The sequence below is a fragment of the Candidatus Chromulinivoraceae bacterium genome, from assembly GCA_035478595.1.
Taxonomy (GTDB): domain Bacteria; phylum Patescibacteriota; class Saccharimonadia; order Saccharimonadales; family Saccharimonadaceae; genus CAMLKC01.
Genome location: DATIJL010000018.1, coordinates 1 through 16,909, shown reverse-complemented (window position 1 = coordinate 16,909; position 16,909 = coordinate 1). Strand labels below are relative to the sequence as shown.

At 49.5% G+C, this 16,909-nt stretch carries 14 protein-coding genes and 1 tRNA gene; 7 read left to right on the top strand and 8 right to left on the bottom strand.

The window, feature by feature from the left end:
* Nucleotides 1-49 precede the first annotated feature (49 nt).
* The 6 genes from VLG36_05740 to pyk all read right to left on the bottom strand — a co-directional run bounded on the left by VLG36_05740 (nt 50) and on the right by pyk (nt 8,884).
* Nucleotides 50-802 carry a glutamine amidotransferase gene (locus VLG36_05740; GenBank protein ID HSW78273.1) on the bottom strand — a complete coding sequence of 251 codons (753 nt, stop codon included), beginning with the start codon at nt 800-802 and terminating at the stop codon, nt 50-52.
* A gap of 44 nt (nt 803-846) precedes the next feature.
* Nucleotides 847-4,050, bottom strand: a complete 3,204-nt coding sequence (locus tag VLG36_05735) for a UvrD-helicase domain-containing protein (protein ID HSW78272.1) — start codon at nt 4,048-4,050, stop codon at nt 847-849.
* A 66-nt stretch (nt 4,051-4,116) separates the two neighbouring features.
* Entirely contained in the window at nt 4,117-5,376 is a 1,260-nt protein-coding gene (locus VLG36_05730; GenBank protein HSW78271.1) for a hypothetical protein, read from the bottom strand.
* A 9-nt stretch (nt 5,377-5,385) separates the two neighbouring features.
* A complete protein-coding gene (gene tpiA / locus VLG36_05725; protein HSW78270.1) occupies nt 5,386-6,168 on the bottom strand; it encodes a triose-phosphate isomerase in 783 nt (260 codons plus the stop codon).
* A gap of 38 nt (nt 6,169-6,206) precedes the next feature.
* Nucleotides 6,207-7,433: a phosphoglycerate kinase gene (locus VLG36_05720; protein HSW78269.1), complete on the bottom strand. Its 1,227-nt coding sequence runs from the start codon at nt 7,431-7,433 to the stop codon at nt 6,207-6,209.
* A gap of 26 nt (nt 7,434-7,459) precedes the next feature.
* Nucleotides 7,460-8,884 (bottom strand): pyruvate kinase, encoded by a 1,425-nt coding sequence (gene pyk, locus VLG36_05715; GenBank protein HSW78268.1) that lies wholly within the window; start codon nt 8,882-8,884, stop codon nt 7,460-7,462.
* A gap of 116 nt (nt 8,885-9,000) precedes the next feature.
* Between pyk and VLG36_05710 the strand changes: the two genes are divergently transcribed.
* The 3 genes from VLG36_05710 (at nt 9,001) to VLG36_05700 (ending at nt 11,120) form a co-directional block, all read left to right on the top strand.
* Complete coding sequence (locus VLG36_05710; GenBank protein ID HSW78267.1) at nt 9,001-10,119, top strand: M20/M25/M40 family metallo-hydrolase; 1,119 nt, start codon at nt 9,001-9,003, stop codon at nt 10,117-10,119.
* A 7-nt stretch (nt 10,120-10,126) separates the two neighbouring features.
* Nucleotides 10,127-10,750, top strand: coding sequence for a DedA family protein (locus tag VLG36_05705; GenBank protein HSW78266.1), 624 nt, complete (start codon nt 10,127-10,129; stop codon nt 10,748-10,750).
* Nucleotides 10,751-10,862: 112 nt separating this feature from the next.
* Entirely contained in the window at nt 10,863-11,120 is a 258-nt protein-coding gene (locus tag VLG36_05700) for a hypothetical protein (protein HSW78265.1), read from the top strand.
* 158 nt (nt 11,121-11,278) lie between these two features.
* On the opposite strand, the gene VLG36_05695 is transcribed toward VLG36_05700, so the two are convergent.
* A tRNA-Glu gene (locus VLG36_05695) sits at nt 11,279-11,353 on the bottom strand.
* Between the two features lie 136 nt (nt 11,354-11,489).
* The gene (locus tag VLG36_05690) at nt 11,490-12,251 is read right to left on the bottom strand and encodes a hypothetical protein (protein ID HSW78264.1); all 762 of its coding nucleotides are present in this window, start codon (nt 12,249-12,251) and stop codon (nt 11,490-11,492) included.
* A gap of 341 nt (nt 12,252-12,592) precedes the next feature.
* Between VLG36_05690 and VLG36_05685 the strand changes: the two genes are divergently transcribed.
* From VLG36_05685 to VLG36_05670, 4 genes are all read left to right on the top strand, one after another.
* On the top strand, nt 12,593-13,447 hold the full coding sequence (locus VLG36_05685) for a hypothetical protein (GenBank protein HSW78263.1): 855 nt from the start codon (nt 12,593-12,595) through the stop codon (nt 13,445-13,447).
* A 44-nt stretch (nt 13,448-13,491) separates the two neighbouring features.
* A complete protein-coding gene (locus tag VLG36_05680) occupies nt 13,492-14,928 on the top strand; it encodes a hypothetical protein (protein HSW78262.1) in 1,437 nt (478 codons plus the stop codon).
* A 279-nt stretch (nt 14,929-15,207) separates the two neighbouring features.
* Nucleotides 15,208-16,551, top strand: coding sequence for an LPXTG cell wall anchor domain-containing protein (locus VLG36_05675; protein HSW78261.1), 1,344 nt, complete (start codon nt 15,208-15,210; stop codon nt 16,549-16,551).
* Nucleotides 16,552-16,640: 89 nt separating this feature from the next.
* On the top strand, nt 16,641-16,862 hold the full coding sequence (locus VLG36_05670) for a hypothetical protein (GenBank protein HSW78260.1): 222 nt from the start codon (nt 16,641-16,643) through the stop codon (nt 16,860-16,862).
* Nucleotides 16,863-16,909 lie beyond the last annotated feature (47 nt).

Sequence of the window (16,909 nt, the reverse complement as noted above, 5' to 3'; positions counted from 1 at the left end):
GTGTACTGTATAAAATTATAGCAAAAAAAGACGTTTACTGGTAATTTCGCTACTTTTTGACAAGTCGACTGTAGCGTTGAACGAAGTTCCTGAGAACCGTAGGAGCGCTTGATAAGTCGGCCTTCTCAGCCATCTCAAGAATACTTTTAATATCCTCAGGTGCAAAGTAGCCAGCGTGTTTGTAGACTTCTACACGGATCGCAAGGCCTTCCGTGTCAAGCTCTGGATGAAACTGTGTAGCATATAGATTATTTTTAATCCGAAACATCTGAACCGGACAGTCTGGTGACGAAATAAGCAAAACAGCATGTGCGGGGAGCACCTCGCAAGCTTCTTTGTGGCCTACGATTGCTCGAAAAGTATGCGGAAGCCCCTTGCAAAGCGGGTCGTCCGCTCCTTCATTTGTCACTTCCAAATATGCGGGCATTACTGTTTCGGCATACTTGTTACCTATAACGCCACCTTGGTGTGAGCCAAGCGTTCCAATACCATAACAGGCTCCAAAAAACGGATAGTCTTTATCTACAAGTTCATCTAGTAACTTAGAAAGATCCGCCTCGACCCTTTTCTGTACATCGGTCTTTTTTTCGGTAGGTTTACTGATATCAAACGGACCACCGCCAAGGATAATACCAGAGTAATCATCGAGATTTATTTTAGGAAGTGGTGAAGACTCTACCCTAAAACGCACCAGCTGCTCGGGGTGTAAGCCACTTGCCTGCAAAAAACCGTCGTATTCATTGTTTGACGTAACATCCTCTGGGCGAGTTTGTAAAAGCAAAAAGGGCTTTATATCTTCCATTACAGATATAATACCACTGACAGATGTGAATTGTGTAGGTGAAGTTAGATTTTCTCTAGTCGTGCGTATTCGACATTGAGTTTTTTTGTCTGACCGTTTGTAAACCGTACCGTCACTGCCATACCATCAATATCTATTACCTCGCCCACGCCAAACTGTGCCGAGTGAACACCGTCACCAATATCAAAACCAGGCATCATGTCAAACTCATTGAAATCTTCAGGTGTCCTGGTTGTAAAACCAGTGGCTGGCGCTGTAACCACATCTTGCCCCATGTCTGCCAAAAAGCGAGACGGCATATTATAGCCACGCTGGCCAAACTGTAGCCGACTCTGTGCATAGCTGAGGTGAAGCTCTTCGCGAGCGCGAGTCATACCAACATAACAAAGCCGTCTTTCTTCCTCAAGTGCAGCCGGACCATCATCTTGCACCCGTGCATTTGGAAAAATACCTTCTTCCAAACCAACCATAAAGACAACAGGAAACTCTAGACCTTTCGCCGCATGAATAGTCATAAGGGTAACTTTTTGCTCGCTACTATCACTGTCGGCGCTGGACATTAAGGCTACTTCTTCTAAAAAGTCTGGAAGAGTCAGAAACGATTTAGCGTCAGAAACAAGTGAACCAAGGTTAGCTTCACGTTCTTCAGCTTGCGGTGTGCCATCCAAAATAAAATCCCGATAGCCAGTTTTATTAATAAGAGTATCGATAAGCTCGCTAGGTGAAGCCTCCGCCTCGACCTTGCCCTGAAGACCTCGCAGTAGTTCACCCAGCGAAACGAGCGCCGCCTTAGCGCGTGACGTCAAACTGCTCGTTTGTTCGGCGTTTACTAAACTCGAAATTATATCCATGCCGTTTTGAGCCTGCCATAGTAAAAACTTTTCAAGACTCGTAGGACCAATGCCTCGCGTTGGTACGTTCACAATCCGACTAAAACTCATACGATCATTCGGTTGATATAGTAGACGTAGGTAGGCAATTACATCTTTAATTTCTTTACGATCATAAAACCTTACGCCGCCAATAATTTGATACGGGATTCGATGTTGCAATAACGCACGTTCAAGTGTATAGCTCTGCGAGTTTGTACGATACAAGACGGCAAAATCACCATATTGCCGAGCACCAATGCTTGCCTGCGCGTTTATACGACTCGCAACCATATATGCTTCTTCAGCCTCATCATACACACCGTGCACCTGAACGGGTGCACCTGCCGGCTCAGCTGTCCACAACTTTTTATCGGTACGCTGAGTATTTTTAGTGATAACACTATGCGCAGCTTCAAGAATCGAACCCGTACTTCGGTAATTCTGCTCGAGTTTTACAATTTTTGCGCCGGGAAAATCTCGCTCAAAATTAAGAATGTTCGTAAAATCCGCACCGCGCCAACTGTAGATTGAGTTGTGAACCGCCACGCCACCAACAATATAGTTATGCACTCTCTCAATATCAAGATCATAGACGTTACCTTCATAAGCCTCTTTTGTCACCGCAACAACCTGATCTGCTACCAGTTGATTGCGTTGCTTTACAGGGATAGCCATGCCAACGTACACCTGGCTTGCTGGCATGAAATTGTACGATGCGCCTTCCGTCATGTACGCATACCTACGAACTTGCATACGACTGTCATTAATCGCGGAATGAAGCTTATCAGCTATCGTCTCGATATGGCCATAGTCTAGATTATACATCTCCGACCTGAACGCACCTGATTTACCCGAACGCACATTGATACCTAATTTCTGAAATACAGCAAGATCTTCTTGTTTCGTCGTATTAGCCGAGATTCTACTTGCTGACCACGGACTTTGACTTGTCGTTCGCTTATCACCAAATAATACGACATTCACATTTAGCCTGCTTATTCCATTGCGAGTTGTGGCTTGTGGATAGAAATGCGGATACTCGAACAGTAGCCCAATGTCTTTCATGAGTGATTTGGCACGCGATTTTGTATCAATTTCTTCGTAGAGTTGATTGATGTATGTCTGACTAAACGATGTTGATTGGGCTGAGGCGTGAAATATAGTCATCGGTATGCCATACTCGTACGCAAGGCGGGATTCATAAAACAACGCTTCTTGACGGCTTTCACATACTTTCAAAACCCACATCCGGTCTGCTCGCTCTTGATTGGCACGTACTCGGAGTCCTATATCATTTTTCTTGCCATCAAATCTTGTGCCTTTAGCGACACCGATTCGGTATCCCTTGCTCTGTGAATACATTAGATACACAAAGAATGCATCACTCACCCCCCATCTTGCAAACACTAGGTGATTCGGGGTGCATGTTATGACATTACCTGATTTTGTTGTAATCTTGATCAACTCACCCGAATAAGAGAACCTCTTGCGCTGCGTCACGGTAAAATCGCCTACTTTACCATATCCACTCGCACTACGAACGGTATCCCCCGCCTTAAGGGTCTCAATCTTCTTTAAACCACTCGATGTTTCCACAAGACTACCTTCGGTGAGACATTGCCAGTCATCACCTACAACACAAATATTACGGTCGTCGTTTACGAGACTTTTTACAATCGCATACTGAGCGGCGTTCGTATCCTGATACTCATCGATAAGAATATGTTTGAACTGTGCTCGCCATTTTACACGAGTTGCTGGATGCTCTCGGAATAGCCGAACAGTCTCGATGAGTAAGTCATCAAAATCAAGTGCACCGGCGTCTTTACGTAGTTTTTCATACAACGTATAGATACGAGCAACCTCCTTTTGAAACGGATAGTTTGCACTTGCTTCAAATTCTTCAGGTGTTACAAGTTCGTTTTTGGCATTAGAGATAAGTGAGCTCACCGCGCGTGGCTTAATTTGTTTATCACCGATAGACAGCTGTTTCATAGCCTGCTTGATAAGGCCTTGCCTGTCGTCTTCATCGTAAATAACATAATTAGCGGAAATACCAATCTTGTCACCATCATGTCGAAGAAGTCGTACGCAAATGCCATGGAATGTGCCCATCCATGGCATAAAATTACGCGCTCCACCATCCTGACCGAGTAATACTCCGAGTCGTTCACGCATTTCACGCGCCGCTTTGTTAGTAAATGTCACAGCTAGGATTTCGTTTGGCCATACGCTCTCGTTAGCAATTAAGTAAGCGATCCGATGCGTTAGCGTTTTCGTCTTACCGCTTCCGGCCCCTGCCAAGATTAATAGCGGCCCAGACGTCGTTTTTACCGCGTCAGCTTGCGCGGGATTAAGGTCTTTGAGTAAATCCATTAGCTTTATTATACCCGACCCTTTACATCACGGTGAGTATTTTGTGTTGTGTTATAGGCCTAGCGCCTAAATAATATTAGAGAAATAAAGCGCGGCACCAGCTCCAGCGCCTATGACCAGAATAATAACGATCCATAGAACCCACAGCCAGCCTGACTTCTTTTTAGCCGGGTGAGCAAGCGGTTGGTGGTAGCTATCCGTATCATAGATGGAGCCATTTTTTTGGTCTCCCGTACTCGGCTCTTCGTGGTATTGCTGCGGAATTGAAGTAGGGCCAGTTGACACAGGCTCAGTCTTCTCCTGATGTGGTTCTGCTTTCTCTGTCTTCGGTTCTGGCATTTTCTCAGGTTCTGCCTCAACGTCTTTTGTAGCATCGTGAGCTTCCTTGAGAGAATCATGAGTCGTATCAGCCTCGACTGCCATTAAATCATTACTAAGCTCCTCGGGAAGAAGCGGTTCTACATCGGATGGATTAGCGGGAAGCTGTGCATTAGGATCATCGACAGTCTTTGGCTCATCCTCTTCTGGTTTTTCCCACACTGGAGCGACCGGCTCTTCTGCAGGTGTTGATGTGTTCGTCGATATCCCGCCAAGTGGTCGTTTTTCTACCTTAGCGTCTGGAAGAAAAGGCGATGTGAGTGGGGCTGGCGATAGGTCTTCAGCTTCAGCCTGTGGAGCCTCAATAGGAGGTTCAGGGGTCTTTTCTTTCTCGTCTTCGTCGTTTTTTAACGACGCATGAGGAACGATATCGAGTGGATCGGGCCAATCACTTGCCGGTGCCGATGCTTCGACGGATTGTGAAGGTATTTCTGAACCACCTGGATTCGAAGCTGCTGGTTCTTCTTTTCTTACTACCGGTTCAGAAGATGGCGTAACTGATTTTACTGGCGAGACTTCTTGAATAAGCGGAGCGTTGTTTCGAGGTTCAATAGTAACCCCTTGACGAGAAACGGGCATATCCGGTTTTTTAGTATTCATATCTGAAGATGGATGAACGACGTCCATGAAACGACCAGCGCGACGAGCAGCTGGTGCTGTGGCTGCAGGTCGTGGAGCGCTTTGAATAGTTGGAGCGTTAGGACGAGACGGAATATTTGGAGTTGCAAGTGGAGGAATAGCCGAACTAGAAGGTGTGTCTTTACCCTCAACAGCCTCGGCAGCAAGCTTTGTGAGGCGATCAAATTGCGGCTGAGCATCGCCACTAAGTGTTGGCGTGATATCGAGCGTCTTAATCTTTTCCTCGCCAGGTGGGGTCGCCGTTTTGGGGACGTTGGTCATCAGGGAATTTACCGCCCGGTCAAGTTCATCAAAATCTAGATCTTTCATTTCCCACCCTTACTTTTTAACCATATTAGAGCCCTGATGCGCTTTTTCTGTAATCATCGCAAATGAATGCGCGTCAAGACTTGCACCCCCGATAAGCAATCCGTCCACGCCGTCAATCATTAAATACCCGCCAGCACTGTCACTCGTGACGCTACCGCCGTACAGCACTCGGAGAGATTCTGAAGCAGCTTCACCATACAAATGCTTGATCTGATTGCGAATAGTCTTAATCGCCTTCCGCACGTCATCAGGCATGGCGTTATTACCCGTCCCAATAGCCCAAACTGGTTCATAGGCAATAGTCACCATCTCCAGTTCTTCGCTCGTAATATTAGCAAGACCCGCCACGAGTTGATCGTGCAACACCGCATTCGTTTCGCCATCCGTACGCTCGCCAGCCGTCTCACCAATACAAAGAATTGGTTTAATCTCGTTACGAATAGCCGCTTGTACCTTGTTGCGTATCTCTTTATCTGTTTCGTTAAAAATATGTCGACGTTCAGAGTGACCGATAATCGCGTAGTCGACAATACCGCGCAGTTGCGTTGCCGAAACTTCACCGGTATAAGCACCACTATCTCGCCAATAAAGGTTTTGAGCTGCCAACTTAAACTGACGACGATCTACCTGCAGGCTGAGCGATTGGATAGTAAGGACAGTGGGCGCCAAAACCACCTCGACATCGCGGTGAACTTCTATCATACCGGCCAATTTATGGACATACAGACTCGCCTCATGAGTATTGAGGTTCATCTTCCAGTTGCCGACGATTAGTTTTTTATCTCGAGCCATATTCTACTTATGCTTCTTTGTTAATTAGTGTATCGCACTTATTTACGGGCGTCCAGCAAGCTTTCTATGCCTGGTAGCTTTTCACCTGCCATCAGTTCGAGGCTTGCGCCTCCACCAGTAGAAACATGCGTAAAACTAGCACCTTTTTGAGCGTCCCATTTCAAGACAAAATCCGCAGTGTCTCCACCGCCAATAATTGAGGTGATGCTAGGGTTCGTTGCCAGAGTTAGCGCTAATCGAGCTGAACCGTGCGCAAAAGTGGGATACTCAGCCATACCTAGCGTTCCATTCCATATAACCGTCTTGGCTTCACTTGCCTTCTGACATACTAATTCAATCGTGTCATCTCCAACATCCAAAGCTTTTTCATCAGCAGCAACGCTCTGGATGGGAATAACCTTACGTGGTTGATCCGTATCCGCGCTAGTCGCAACGGCTAGATCGGTTGGAAGGAGTAAGAATGAATCCACGTTGTCTTGACCCACTTTTTTAGCTGCAGTAGCATAAATATCATCTAAGACGGGCTTAGCATCCGTATCAACTTTACTTAACCCTACAGAATAGCCTTTATACGAAAGAAACGTATTCGCCATGGCACCGGAAATAATAATCGTATCAGCAACTTCAATAAATGCTTTGATGACGTTGATCTTATCAGCAACCTTAGCCCCACCAAGTACCGCAACAAGCGGACGCTTAGGTGATTGCATGGCGTCGGTAATAACTGTGTATTCTCGTTCGAGTAACAGGCCGGCAACACTCGGCAATTGCATAGTAATAGCTGAGGTGCTTGCATGCGCACGATGAACTACTCCAAAACCATCCTGTACGAAATACCGAGCCGTACTGCTTTCGGCAAGTTCGCGGGCAAATCCTTCGTCGTTAGCTTCTTCACGGGGGTCAAATCGGAGATTTTCTAATACGATAACACTACGCTTAGGCGCCTGCTTAACCGCCATTTTAACCTTGTCTCCCACCGTTTGGTCGACAAATCGTACAGGTTCACCCAAAAGTTGAGCTAGTCGCAAGGCCACTGGCTCAAGACTTAGTTTTTCGTCACGCCCCTCGGGACGCCCAAGGTGACTAATAATAACGACCTTACAACCATCAGCAAGTAGTTTTTTTACGGTCGCAAGCGATGCACGAATTCGAAAATCGTCATCAATCGTGCCGTCTTCTTTCAATGGTACGTTATAGTCTGCCCGGAGTAGCACTGTTTCATGCTGCAGTGGCACCGTATTGATAGTCTGCTTAAAAAATGTCATCACCCCACCCTGTTATTTCGCTATGTTTATTCTAACACGCGAAGACGAATTGTGTCAGTAGCCCCGATCAAACCTGGCTGGCGTCCACTAACAATCGCAACGGTGACTTTTTGCTTGTCACCAAAGTATCCACTCGCTTTTAGCTCTTTCGCAAGCTCAAAACCAGCACGTTCGCCATCAGGACGAACAAAGCTCTTGTTTGCATAACTTAAAGCCAATTGCTGGGCAGTACCCACCTCACTCGTAACACTAATAATAGGCAGATTCGGACGATGTGCTGCAATATTGGCAGCTGTTGCGCCGGACTTAGTTTCAGCTACAATTGCATCCACTTTAAGCTGCTGCGCAAGCGAGACCGCAGCCGCGCTAATGGCATCAAGCTGACTGTTTTTCATAGCAACGACATCTTCAAGCCGAGTAACCGTCGCGTGTTCCTGTGTATAAAGGATGGTTCGTTTCATAGCCATGACAGTCTCGATTGGATAACTGCCGTTGGCAGTTTCATCGCTCAACATAACAGTATCCGCACCCTGAATTACAGCGTTCGCAACATCGCTTACCTCTGCACGAGTTGGTTCAGGAGAGTCAACCATACTTGCCATCATCTGGGTTGCAACGATGCTAAGCTTGCCGTATTTACGACAAAGCGCAACGATACGACGCTGAACAATAGGCACAACCTCAGCACCAGCCTCAACCGCAAGGTCACCACGGGCAACCATAATGCCATCGCTAGCCTTAACAATCTCTTCAAGCACATCGTCTTTGATAGCGGCTTTTGTCTCAATTTTGGCTATAATTTGTACATGTGAGCCATGGCTTACAAGGATCTGGCGAAGATTATTAATATCATCGGCAGACTGCACAAAGCTAAGCGAAACATAGTTGTAGTCCTTAGTAACACCATATTCGATGTCTTTGAGATCCTTAGGCGTAAGAATGTCACCGCCAAAATCGGTGTCTGGCAGATTAAGACCCTTACGACTCATAAGCGTTCCGTCATTTTCTACACGGACTTTTACAGCTGTCGCTGAAGGAATCTCAATAACTGTCGTGCGAACTTTACCATCAAAAATATAGATAGGCTCGCCAACTTTTACCTTTTCAGATAAGTTATATTGAACTGGCAGTGTAAGGCTGCCGTCATGCTCAACCGCATGATCAAGTACCAGCTCATCACCCTTTTTAACCGGTAATTTGTTATCTACAAGAATACCTAGACGGATCTTTGGACCCTGAAGATCCTGCAAAATAGCAACAGGTTTTTTAAGTTTATCGCTGGCTTTGCGAATCCACTCGATCTGCGCGTCACGCTCTTCGTAGGTTCCATGACTGAAATTATGGCGAAAGCCGTTTACACCAGCGCCTAGAAGCGCTTCAATTGATTCGTAATTGTCGACTGCAGGCCCGACGGTTGCAAGGATTTTGGTTCGTTTAAAAATTACACTCATATTACATATATTGTACCACCGTTCGCATTGTTCTTAGCCCGTTTTGCCTGTAGGTGTATGTAAGGTGTATAATGGATAACATACAATCAAACTGATATACTGACAATTCTGAAGCTATGCAAGAAAAACTCGCATCTATACTAGAAAAACTTATCGCGATTCCAAGCGTGACGAGTGATACTATTGCCTGCCACGACATATTGGAATTCGTTCGTAGCGAGATTGAGCCACTCGGACTTCATATCACCGCCAGCCCTGCAGAAACAACCAATCCTTGGTTCTATGCCACCACTCGTAACGTAAAGCAACCAGACATACTACTAGCAGCGCACCTTGACGTAGTACCTGCACCTAGTGAGTTATTTACTATGCGTAACCAAGACGGGAAGCTCTATGGACGAGGTGCTTACGATATGAAGCTCGCCGCCGCCTGTTATATTGCATTTTTAAAAGAGAACGCTAACCAACTTCATATGCTTAACATCGGCGTATTGTTCACGACAGACGAAGAAACTGGCGGCAACAGCATACCTGATGTCATTGCCACCGGACTCCGACCAAAGGTTATTTTTATCCCGGATGGTGGCGACAATTGGGAGATTGAACAGCGTGCCAAAGGTTTTTTTGGTGTTCGTCTCTACGCAAATGGCAAAGCCGCTCACGGCTCACGGCCGTGGGAGGGTGACAATGCACTGCACCGGATTATGGATGTATGCCACACACTTCGTAGTGAGTACCCGTTTAAAAGCCCAGAACACGGTACACTTTCAATCACAAGTATTAAAGGTGGCGAAGCGGTCAATCAAATTGCCGATTCAGCCTCAGCGCTCATGGATTTCCGTAGCTTTGACAGTAGCGAACTTAGCCGCTTTAAAAAACGACTTGACGACTTAGCTGAGCTACACGAAATAGAGGTGCAGATCACCCAAACGGGCGATCCTGTCATCTTCGATAAGACAGATCCCGCCGTACAGCCATTTCTGACAGCCTATCAAAGCCTTCGTGGTGAGCCAGCCAAGTACCATGATTCATATGGCGGCACCGACGCACGCTATTTTGTTCCTTATAATATCCCCTGTATCATCGTTGAACCCTATGGTGGCAGCCGTCATAGCGAGAGTGAATGGGTAAGCCTTCAATCTCTTGAAGAGTACTTCGAACTTATTGAACAATGGATCCTTTCGGGCAAAACCGTACTCAGTGATCGTATCAACCACATCTCACTCACTGTATAATAAGAGTATGTCAGTAGATCCACAGCAAATTCCCCCTATTATTCAATCGCTTGCACCGCTTATTTCGCATTATGGCTATTTAGGCGTAGGCGGATTACTACTACTTGAGGACTTCGGCATTCCTGTACCTGGTGAAACAGTCTTAATTGCTGCTGCTTTTTATGCAGGCTTGGGTGATTTGAATATATTCATAGTAGCCGTCGTCGCATTTATTGGTGCGGTGCTCGGCGATAACATAGGATTTGCTATTGGTGAATATGGTGGTCATCCTCTTGTTCAAAAATATGGCAAGTACGTGTTCTTAACACCCGAAAGGCTCCACAAGGCAGAGCATTTCTTTAACCACCATGGAGGCAAAGTTGTAACTATTGCACGATTTATCGAGGGGTTGCGTCAACTAAATGGTATCCTAGCCGGTCTCAGTGACATGCGGTGGGCCAAGTTTATCGTCTTTAACGCTCTGGGTGCTGCACTGTGGGTTGGGACATGGTCACTTGTTGGCTATTACAGTGGTAACCACATCCAGACATTCCTGCACTACCAAATGTACATGAGCCTTACAGTAGTAGCTGCACTTATTCTTTATATTCTTTTTCGCATCATCAAAAGACAACGCGAAGCTAATGTATAAATCTTTGCTTACTACGGCGTAATATTGACAATAATAAAATAATAGTTTATTATACTAAAGTTCTTTACCAAATGGGATTATCACATATAGGTAGGAAAGGAATCCAGCCATCATGGCCTGGCCCACCAGCCCCACCACCCCGGTCAACACCGACGCATGCCTCGTTCCGACCAGCAACGTCGTAGCGCTGCTCCACGACCTCGTGTTCTCGAACCAGGTGGTGGAAGCCGTCGAGTCCGAGCCCAGTGAGTCCATCTGGGATCTGGAACTTTACCACCACCCGACTGACGACTGGACCTCAATCGCTCCCGGCGTGCAAGTCCGGAAGAACGGTGACGGAATCGTGGTTCGCGTGCTCAAGAACTCCTAAAAGAACCCTTCGCGCCTTCGCAGTCCATGCGTGATCCCCTTTAGTTTCGAGCTAACCCCGTTTTCTAGTTGAGTATGTAAATACCCCGAGAAAGCGGGGTATTTCATTTTTAGTCACACCAAAGAAAAACACTCATCTTGACGATGAGTGTTTTTCTTTGGTGATCTCACCGGGAATCGAACCCGGATTGCCAGGATGAAAACCTGGTGTCCTAACCGTTAGACGATGAGACCAAATTTTGGTTAGCGATAGCTATTGTAACAGATTGATTGCAAAATAAAAAGCCCCCTTACAGGCTAACTTTTTTACAGTGGGTGATCCGGAGTTTCACCTCCCGATCACCCACTGCGTCCAACGGAATGACGACTACTATGCCGCTGTTGAAACTCCAGGCGCCATCCCCAGCTGCTTCAACCGGCGACGGTCGCGCTTGGGTCTGCCATGGTAGTTGCGAGCATTGTGGTACGAATCCTTGTGCGGACGACCGCTAAGGAGGTAATCGTCCACCACCGTCGGCACCATCGACCATTCACCGCTCATGTACCAGATCGAGAACTCATCCCGAAGCCGCACCAGCACTCTGACGATCAGTTCGTGCTTTATGCGACGCAGAATGTAATCGATCTCGCTCTTGGCGCACGCGCCGTAAACGACAGGGAGGTCCTTGACAGTCAGAATAGCCCTCCAAGTGTACGCCTTCACATGCCCTGCAACATAGCGGGCAAGATCGCCCACTTTGTCGCCAAGCCCGAGGACGTAACCAGGGGTTGCCCTGCTGTCGGTTCGGGACCTTGCGAGTGCGAAGACCTTGATCGTCTGGTAGCGAACTTCTCGCTCCATCTTCTCAAGCACCTCCGCATCGAACAGCTCATCCAGGGCAATGAGCCCAACTCGACCCACCAGCCGTCCACTCACTCTCGTGGAGCCACTTTTTGATTGCGTCATCGTTTTCACTCCGTAGGTACGTCGCGAAGACTGCCGGTCTCTTTCTTTGGTGAGACGATGATCTGCGATGCCACCATTTAATATCTTAATCATGTAAACATCAAGATAATATGTCAATAATATGTTGTAGATAATATTCCCTCTGTGTCCTAGAGCATATTTCATCTGCTTTCCACCTCTATACACTATTGACATTTTAGCTATTTTGTGATAAATTATTAACATCACTCGTGTGTGGAGAAAGATGCGAGCGGGATCATTAAAAAATCGGATCATTACAGTACATGCTCTTGCGAGCTGTAGCGCCATATATATCTTTTACGGTATGTATAGCGCTGCAGCTTGCAGCCCTACGTTGAGTTAATCTCCGTAGCAGATATGCATGAACAAAGTATTTACACCAGAGAGGTGATCAACAGATAGGTAATTGACTACATACAGTTGCTTATCTGTTGATCACCTCACCATCTGGAGTTGTCAACCGCTGCGAACCTCGCAGCGACCCTACCGCCTAGAAAGGCATCGCCGTGACGAACAACACCCGTCAGCTCGTTGGCCACCTGAGCGGACTGCGCGACTTGCTCAACCAGTACGCGAAGGACCTCGTCAGCGAGTACCAAGAGGACCTGCCTGCCGCCCGCGTCAACGCGAAGGGCGACAAGGACCTCCTGGCCTCCATCGATGTCCGCGCCGAGGCTCTGCGCGCCGCAACCGCGACGCAGCACGAGGCCGTCGACGTGTGGCAGCGAGCGGTGCAGACCATGAACACCAACCCCGCCCAGGCCATGAAGCTCTACGAGCAGGCCCGCGGGTTGGCCGACAAGGTCGCGGCCGTCATCCTGAACATCCCCGTGCCCACCCCGGACACGAAGGAGAAGAAGGACGACAAGGCGCCGAAGGTGGATCCGCCCAAGGGTGGACCCACCCCCCAGCCGCAGCCCACCCCGGCTCCCGTTCCCACCCCCCAGCCGCCGGCTCCCGACGCCAAGTCCGACAAGGACAAGGGCGACAAGAAGACCGACGACCCGAAGGGCAAGGACCCGATCCTGGCCGCCATCGAGGCTCTCGGTGCCGACTGCAAGAAGAACCACACCGACGCCCTGGGTGCCATCGAGGCACTCAAGCCCGGGCTGATCAAGCCCGAGCTCGCCAAGATCCTGAACGGACTCACCCCCGAGCAGCTCAGCGGCGTCCTCAACCGTGCGGGCCTCAACCCGCGCGGAGTCAGCATCCTGAACATCCTCGCCGCTTACACCGACGAGGAGCTGACCGCCCTGCTGGCTTCCGCCTTCCAGGGCAGCCAGCGCGGTGACGTGATGGAGCGGCTCCGCCGCTACTTCCCGCGCCGCGACGACCAGTCCGGCACGCCCGCACACAACTAGGGTGACCACCAAGGCACCCTCCTACCACGGAAAGGGGTGACACCATGTTCACATGGATCGTCATCGTTCTCCTGGGGGTGTTCGCGGTGGGTTCACTCCTGCCGCGTCAGCACCCTCAGAACCACCCCAAGGCGGGACAGCGTTACTGCTACCCCGTCTTCGCCCTGCTCTCCGGAGTCCTGGCGATCTTCCTCGTGATCACGCAGTTCGCCCACGTCAGCTTCCTCGCGTCACTCATTTTCTGGGTGACGTGGTGGCTCTGCCTGATGGTGGTCGCGCTGTTCCCTCATGGGGATGGTCTCTGGGGGACGCTGTTCGCGACCGTCGCCGCACTGGCGATTGTTCTGTCGCCGATCGGCCTCACAACCTCCGGTTCCAACCAGTCGGCCAGCCAGAACATCGGCGGCGACCAGGCGCAGAGTCAGGCTTCGCCGGGAACGGGCATCGCGCCCGCTACCTGTGACCCTGCCTACGTCCAGAAATGGGAGAACAACCCGGACTACCGGGTGGTGGACGGCGGCCTCTACGAGGACGTCACGCACCACACGATCACTCCGGCCCAGGCTGACGCCAAGCAGCGTGCGGTGGCCGGTCACGACGTTCGCGCCCTCGCAGGCTATGCCTTCAGCGAGGGTCTGCGCAGCGACGCGACCTACACCAACCTGCTGGCGCCAGACAAGAAGTGCCTGTCGACGCAGGGCATCGCCCTGTACAAGGCGCTTACCAGTAAGTGGGACACCAGCCACGTGTCCATCGCACCGGCTCCGGCCAACGCGACAAACAGTGGCATGGAAGACAGCTCACTCGTGGTCAACGCCACGAGTGGCATCACCGGTGATCGGACCGCCCTCAAGCGGTCCTACGCCAGTGGTGGTCCCACCTACGCACTGGCACGGTGCGGCAACCCGGTGTTCCCCGGCAAACCTACCAAGGTTCCGCCGGGTCACACCGACCAGCACCCTTCGGCACCGCCGAGCACGCCGCCGACAACTCCGTCGACGACAAAGCCTCCGACGACGCCTCCTCCCACAACGACAACTCCCCCCACCACCCCGCCGACGACGCCGCCGACCACGCCTCCGACAACGACGCCTCCCACCTGCCCTCCGGGACAGACGGGAACCCCGCCAAACTGTCTGGAGACGAAGGGGCCCGGACCGGTGCCTTCGGGCGTACCGACGTTCCCGACGCATTCACAGCCGCCGGAGACATCGCCGCCCGTGGAAACCCATCCGGCGAATCCGTCGACTACGCCCGGCTCCGAGCCGACCGGTGTTACGGCCCCCGGCGCAAGCCAGGGACCGACCACTCCGGTCACTCAGCCGCCAGTTACGGGTGCACCGCCCTCCACCAACCCGGGTACTGGGATCCAGAACCCGGACGGTGGTGACAGCAACAGTGGGAACACCGTCCTCGGCGCGTTCGCCCTTCCCTTCCTGGGACTGGGTCTGCGTGTTCGTGGACGCCGCAACCGAATCTGATTCGGCGCAGGGCGGTGGAATGGCCTCAAGCCTTCCGCCGCCCTGCCGCGGGTATTACTTATTCGTGCATATATACCAAGGAGCCAATCTCCTGCACCTCGTGCAGCGACGGTTAGCTCCTTGGCTAACCCATGTTTTGTAATGATCCGATTTTATCCCAACAATTGTGCACGTTAACAATAAAATGTTCAGATAGTTTTACTTGTATATTGTTTTGTTATATAGTTTTATTAAGTTCCATTTAATCTGGTATGTGGAGTACCAGTAAGGAGAGTACATATGAATAAATTTATAGCCGCTATCAAGCGGTCACCGAAGCGCAATGCACTGCTTGCAGTCGTATTTGCAGCGGTTATGGTACCAGCAGCTTTGTTTGCTTGGGGACCAGACCGTCCAACCTTTACTATGGCGCACCCAGCCCCATACGTAACATTCAACTCAATCACCGATAACCCTCAGAGAGGTGATGAGCGCAACTTTGTTGGCATTAAGGCCGACACCGCACCAAACAGTGCATATTCACAAAACACCACCCTGCAACCGGGTCAAAATTATGATGTGCTCGTTTACTATCACAACAATGCTGCAAGCAACCTAAACGATGCTGCTCATAACTATGTTGGTATAGCTCACGGTGCATTTATGCGCGTGCAGATGCCTGCAACAGTAGACGCTGGCCAGCAAGCTCGTGTTACTGCTTTTGTTGGTGCAACCAATGCAAACCCACAACAGGTTTGGTCTGAAGCGTACGGTAATGCTTCTGGCAACTACGCACTTACATATGTCCCAGGTTCAGCAACTATCTACAACTGGGGTGCCACGAACGGGTCGAAAATGCCCGACTCTCTGTACACTACAGGTACACCACTTGGCTACGACAAGCTTGACGGTAACCTACCTGGCTGTAACAACTACTCAGGTTATGTTATCTTTAAGATTCACGTAGACCAGCCTAACTTCGAGATCCAAAAAACAGTCAGCAAGGCCGGCACTAACCAATATGCTGCACAAGTTTCAGCACAGCCTGGTGATGAAGTTGAGTATAAGATTCAGTACAAAGATACTGGCACAACTCAGCAGAACAACGTTCTCATTAAAGACCAGCTTCCTGCTGGTGTAACATACGAGAACGGTACAACTCAAATTGCAACGTCTGCTACAAACGGTCAGTGGACTGCAACCAACGATGGCGTCACTAACGGTGGCATCAACATTGGTTCATACGCTCCTGGTGGCAACGCTTACCTTAAGTTTAAGGCAAAGATTGCAAGCAATGACCAGCTAGCACAGTGTGGCCTTAATACACTCGTCAACACTGCAACGGCCGATACGGCCAACGGCAGCAAGAGTGCTACAGCAACTGTTACCGTTACAAAAACATGTGAGACGCCAAATACCGTTCAGGTATGTGACCAGACAACTGGCAAGACAATCACTGTTGATGTAAAGGATCAAAGCAAATACAAGCCAGTGGGTGATGTTGCTTGTCAGCCGACAACTCCTACCACTCCAACTGAACTTCCACACACTGGTGCAAGCGACAGTATCATTGCCCTTATTGGTGCAGGATCACTCGTTGCAGCGATTGGCTACTATATTACCAGCCGTCGTGCACTCAACTAGAGACTGACCGCTCAACTTTCTGAGCTCGTCTCGGATAAAACCACCCTCGTTTTAATACGGGGGTGGTTTTTGATATACTATAAATACCTATGGCAAAGCAGAAGAAAAAACGCAACAAAGTCTACACCGGTAAGGACGCCGCAATCAGCCGCCCTACCGTCACACGTATCAGCGCGGAAAACCGCAATAAAGTTCAGCAGTGGTGGTTTGAGAAAAAACCAATCGCCAAACCTGTACTAATTGGCGTCGCTGTGGCAATAATCGTTATATGGCTACTTTTTGAGCTCATCCGCGTCATGAGTGGCGCTTAGCTTTTTAATTGGCAGCCTAAATCCAAACGTACTTCCCTCACCCTCGG

Bases quoted from the DNA above. Each gene is read 5' to 3' on its own strand.
- VLG36_05740 (HSW78273.1), bottom strand. From the start codon at position 802: ATGGAAGATATAAAGCCCTTTTTGCTTTTACAAACTCGCCCAGAGGAT.
- VLG36_05710 (HSW78267.1), top strand. From the start codon at position 9,001: ATGCAAGAAAAACTCGCATCTATACTAGAAAAACTTATCGCGATTCCA.
- VLG36_05705 (HSW78266.1), top strand. From the start codon at position 10,127: ATGTCAGTAGATCCACAGCAAATTCCCCCTATTATTCAATCGCTTGCA.
- VLG36_05730 (HSW78271.1), bottom strand. From the start codon at position 5,376: ATGAAAGATCTAGATTTTGATGAACTTGACCGGGCGGTAAATTCCCTG.
- VLG36_05680 (HSW78262.1), top strand. From the start codon at position 13,492: ATGTTCACATGGATCGTCATCGTTCTCCTGGGGGTGTTCGCGGTGGGT.
- VLG36_05735 (HSW78272.1), bottom strand. From the start codon at position 4,050: ATGGATTTACTCAAAGACCTTAATCCCGCGCAAGCTGACGCGGTAAAA.
- VLG36_05720 (HSW78269.1), bottom strand. From the start codon at position 7,433: ATGACATTTTTTAAGCAGACTATCAATACGGTGCCACTGCAGCATGAA.
- pyk (HSW78268.1), bottom strand. From the start codon at position 8,884: ATGAGTGTAATTTTTAAACGAACCAAAATCCTTGCAACCGTCGGGCCT.
- VLG36_05675 (HSW78261.1), top strand. From the start codon at position 15,208: ATGAATAAATTTATAGCCGCTATCAAGCGGTCACCGAAGCGCAATGCA.
- VLG36_05700 (HSW78265.1), top strand. From the start codon at position 10,863: ATGGCCTGGCCCACCAGCCCCACCACCCCGGTCAACACCGACGCATGC.
- tpiA (HSW78270.1), bottom strand. From the start codon at position 6,168: ATGGCTCGAGATAAAAAACTAATCGTCGGCAACTGGAAGATGAACCTC.
- VLG36_05670 (HSW78260.1), top strand. From the start codon at position 16,641: ATGGCAAAGCAGAAGAAAAAACGCAACAAAGTCTACACCGGTAAGGAC.